This is a genomic window from Stenotrophomonas sp. Sm10, from assembly GCF_030985515.1.
In the GTDB taxonomy this organism is placed as follows: domain Bacteria; phylum Pseudomonadota; class Gammaproteobacteria; order Xanthomonadales; family Xanthomonadaceae; genus Stenotrophomonas; species Stenotrophomonas hibiscicola.
Genome location: NZ_JAPTFO010000147.1, coordinates 1 through 3,931, shown reverse-complemented (window position 1 = coordinate 3,931; position 3,931 = coordinate 1). Strand labels below are relative to the sequence as shown.

At 62.7% G+C, this 3,931-nt stretch carries 4 protein-coding genes; all 4 read left to right on the top strand.

From position 1 onward, the window contains the following. Positions 1-328 precede the first annotated feature (328 nt). Positions 329-703 (top strand): 30S ribosomal protein S12, encoded by a 375-nt coding sequence (gene rpsL, locus O0J15_RS20400; RefSeq protein ID WP_004145320.1) that lies wholly within the window; start codon positions 329-331, stop codon positions 701-703. Between the two features lie 12 nt (positions 704-715). After that, the gene (gene rpsG, locus O0J15_RS20395; protein WP_004145321.1) at positions 716-1,189 is read left to right on the top strand and encodes a 30S ribosomal protein S7; all 474 of its coding nucleotides are present in this window, start codon (positions 716-718) and stop codon (positions 1,187-1,189) included. 141 nt (positions 1,190-1,330) lie between these two features. Continuing rightward, a complete protein-coding gene (gene fusA, locus O0J15_RS20390) occupies positions 1,331-3,472 on the top strand; it encodes an elongation factor G (protein ID WP_019662237.1) in 2,142 nt (713 codons plus the stop codon). A gap of 52 nt (positions 3,473-3,524) precedes the next feature. After that, the coding region (locus O0J15_RS20385) for a GTP-binding protein (protein ID WP_308306209.1) at positions 3,525-3,931 on the top strand (407 nt) is incomplete at its 3' end.

Here is a 3,931-nt window from a genome sequence, read left to right as displayed (position 1 = left end):
CCCCCCCCCCCCCCCCCCCCCCCCCCCCCCCCGGGGGGTTCGCGGCGCGTGTGGGGCCTGGCCAACCCGGGGGGGCAGTCGGCTAACAGTCGACTCTACCGGCGCAGGGCAGGGTGGACCTCGTGGTTCACCCCGCCAACCTGAACGGGGTACATGGAGGCCCCCCAGTAACGTTCCGGGATCAGGAGCGGGCTTGACAGGAGGCGTTTGACTGCTTTCCTGGCAGGTTGCTACAATCGTCTGTCTCAGCAGGCCAGAATTTTGGCCTGCTTTAACATTTCCGCATCTCTGGCCGGATTTTCCGGCCACCAATCAGAAGAACCTACTGATGGCGACGATCAACCAGCTGGTCCGCAAGCCGCGGCAAGCGACCACCTACAAGAGTGCCTCGCCGGCGCTCGACAAGTGCCCGCAGCGCCGTGGCGTCTGCACCCGTGTCTACACCACCACTCCGAAGAAGCCGAACTCGGCTCTGCGCAAGGTTGCCAAGGTCCGCCTGACCAACCAGGAAGAAGTGATTTCCTACATCGGTGGTGAAGGCCACAACCTGCAGGAGCACTCCGTGGTCCTGATCCGCGGCGGTCGCGTCAAGGACCTGCCGGGTGTGCGTTACCACACCGTTCGTGGCTCGCTCGACGCCGCCGGCGTTGCCAAGCGTCGCCAGGCCCGTTCCAAGTACGGCGCCAAGCGTCCGAAGGCATAAGGAGAGAGCACAATGTCGCGTAAGGGTAATACTCCGCAGCGTTCCGTCCTGCCCGATCCGAAGCACGGAAGCGAAACCATCGCCCGTTTCATCAACATGGTCATGCAGAGCGGCAAGAAGTCCGTCGCCGAGAAGATCGTGTACGGCGCCATGGACGTGATCACCGAGAAGAACAGCAGCGCCAACGCCATTGAACTGGTGCAGAAGGCTCTGGACAACGTCGCTCCGGCGGTCGAAGTCAAGTCGCGCCGCGTCGGTGGTGCCACCTACCAGGTGCCGGTCGAAGTGCGTTCGTCGCGCAAGATGGCCCTGGCCATGCGCTGGCTGATCGACTCCGCGCGCAAGCGCGGCGAGAACACCATGCCGAAGAAGCTGGCTGCTGAACTGATCGACGCCTCGGAAAACCGTGGCGGCGCCATCAAGAAGCGCGAAGAAACCCACCGCATGGCCGAAGCCAACAAGGCATTCGCCCACTACCGCTGGTGAGTTTGACGGCCTTGTAAAACAGGCAGGGCAGCACCACTTCGGTGCGTGCTGCCTCGCGGTCCCAGAAAGACTGCGCCAATCCGAAGGCCGCCGAAAGGCGGCGTTCGGCCATCCGAAATCCAAGAAATCTGAGAGGCTCCCGTGGCCCGTTCCACTCCCATCGAGCGTTACCGTAACTTCGGCATCATGGCTCACATCGATGCCGGCAAGACCACCACGTCCGAGCGCATCCTGTTCTACACCGGCAAGAGCCACAAGATCGGTGAAGTGCACGACGGCGCCGCCACCATGGACTGGATGGAGCAGGAGCAGGAGCGTGGCATCACGATCCAGTCCGCTGCCACCACCGCGTTCTGGAAGGGCATGGACAAGTCCCTGCCGGAGCACCGCTTCAACATCATCGACACCCCGGGGCACGTCGACTTCACCATCGAAGTGGAGCGCTCGCTGCGCGTGCTCGACGGTGCCGTCTTCGTCCTGTGCGCCGTCGGTGGCGTGCAGCCGCAGTCGGAAACCGTGTGGCGCCAGGCCAACAAGTACCACGTGCCGCGCATCGCGTTCGTCAACAAGATGGACCGCACCGGTGCCAACTTCCAGAAGGTCGTCGGCCAGCTGAAGGCCAAGCTGGGCGCGGTTGCCGTGCCGATGCAGCTGCCGATCGGCGCTGAAGACAACTTCAAGGGCGTTGTCGACCTGCTGAAGATGAAGGCCATCCACTGGGATGAAGCCTCGCAGGGCATGAAGTTCGAGTACAGCGACATCCCGGCCGATCTGCAGGCGGCTGCGGAAGAAGCTCGCCAGTTCATGGTCGAGACCGCTGCCGAAGCCAGCGAAGAGCTGATGGAAAAGTACCTAGGCGGCGAAGAGCTGGCCGAGGCCGAAATCATCAACGCGCTGCGTACCCGTACCCTGGCCACCGAGATCGTGCCGATGTACTGCGGCTCGGCCTTCAAGAACAAGGGCGTGCAGGCCATGCTGGACGGCGTGATCCAGCTGCTGCCGTCGCCGGTCGACGTGCCGGACGTGAAGGGCGTGGACGTTGACGACGACACCGTCGAAATGACCCGCAAGTCGGACGACAAGGCGCCGTTCTCGTCGCTGGCCTTCAAGATCATCACCGACCCGTTCGTCGGCGCGCTGACCTTCTTCCGTGTCTACTCGGGCACCCTGAACGGTGGCGACACCGTGCTGAACTCGGTGAAGGGCAAGAAGGAGCGCATCGGCCGCATCCTGCAGATGCACTCGAACAACCGCGAGGAAATCAAGGAAGTTCTGGCTGGTGACATCGCTGCTGCCGTGGGCCTGAAGGACACCACCACCGGTGACACCCTGTGCGCCGTGGATGCCCCGATCATCCTGGAGCGCATGACGTTCCCGGAGCCGGTGATCTCGATGGCCGTCGAGCCGAAGACCAAGTCGGACCAGGAAAAGATGGGTCTGGCGCTGGGTCGCCTGGCGCAGGAAGATCCGTCGTTCCGCGTCAAGACCGACGAAGAATCCGGCCAGACCATCATCTCGGGCATGGGCGAGCTGCACCTGGACATCATCGTCGACCGCCTGAAGCGCGAGTTCAACGTTGAAGCCAACGTCGGCGCGCCGCAGGTGGCCTACCGCGAAACCATCACCCTGGCTGACGTCAAGTCGGACTACAAGCACGCCAAGCAGTCCGGTGGTAAGGGTCAGTACGGTCACGTCGTGATCGAGCTGTCGCCGATCACCGCTGAAGATCGTGCCGATCCGAAGATCGCTCCGATGATCAAGGACGATTTCCTGTTCATCAACGACATCACCGGCGGCGTGATCCCGAAGGAATTCATTCCGTCGGTCGAAAAGGGCCTGCGCGAAACCATCACCAGCGGCCCGCTGGCTGGCTTCCCGGTCGTGGACGTCAAGGTGAAGCTGGTGTTCGGTTCGTACCACGACGTCGACTCCTCGGAAATGGCGTTCAAGCTGGCTTCGTCGATGGCCTTCAAGCAGGGCTTCGCCAAGGCCAAGCCGGTGCTGCTGGAGCCGATCATGAAGGTCGAGATCGTGACCCCGGAGGATTACCAGGGTGACGTGATGGGCGACGTCAGCCGTCGTCGCGGCGTGCTGCAGGGTTCCGACACCACCGGTGACGGTTCGGCCAGCATCATCAACGCGATGATCCCGCTGGGTGAAATGTTCGGCTACGCCACTGCGCTGCGTTCGCAGACCCAGGGCCGCGCCACCTTCACCATGGAATTCGATCACTACGAGCCGGCTCCGACCAACATCGCCGAAGCCGTCATGAAGAAGGGCTGAGCCTCGCTCAGCCTCTCTTGAAACCATTTACGAACAATCAAGGTATAGAACAATGGCAAAGGGTAAGTTCGAGCGCACCAAGCCGCACGTCAACGTCGGCACCATCGGTCACGTCGACCACGGCAAGACCACGCTGACCGCTGCACTGACCAAGATCGGTGCCGAGCGCTTCGGTGGCGAGTTCAAGGATTACTCCTCGATCGACGCCGCTCCGGAAGAAAAGGCACGTGGTATCACGATCTCGACCGCGCACGTCGAATACGAATCCCCGATCCGTCACTACGCCCACGTTGACTGCCCGGGCCACGCCGACTACGTCAAGAACATGATCACCGGTGCCGCCCAGATGGACGGCGCGATCCTGGTGTGCTCGGCCGCTGACGGCCCGATGCCGCAGACCCGCGAGCACATCCTGCTGTCGCGTCAGGTCGGCGTGCCGTACATCGTCGTGTTCCTGAA

What these genes read in the sequence shown, in the direction of transcription:
- rpsL (WP_004145320.1), top strand. Translation starts at nt 329, where the DNA reads ATGGCGACGATCAACCAGCTGGTCCGCAAGCCGCGGCAAGCGACCACC.
- rpsG (WP_004145321.1), top strand. Translation starts at nt 716, where the DNA reads ATGTCGCGTAAGGGTAATACTCCGCAGCGTTCCGTCCTGCCCGATCCG.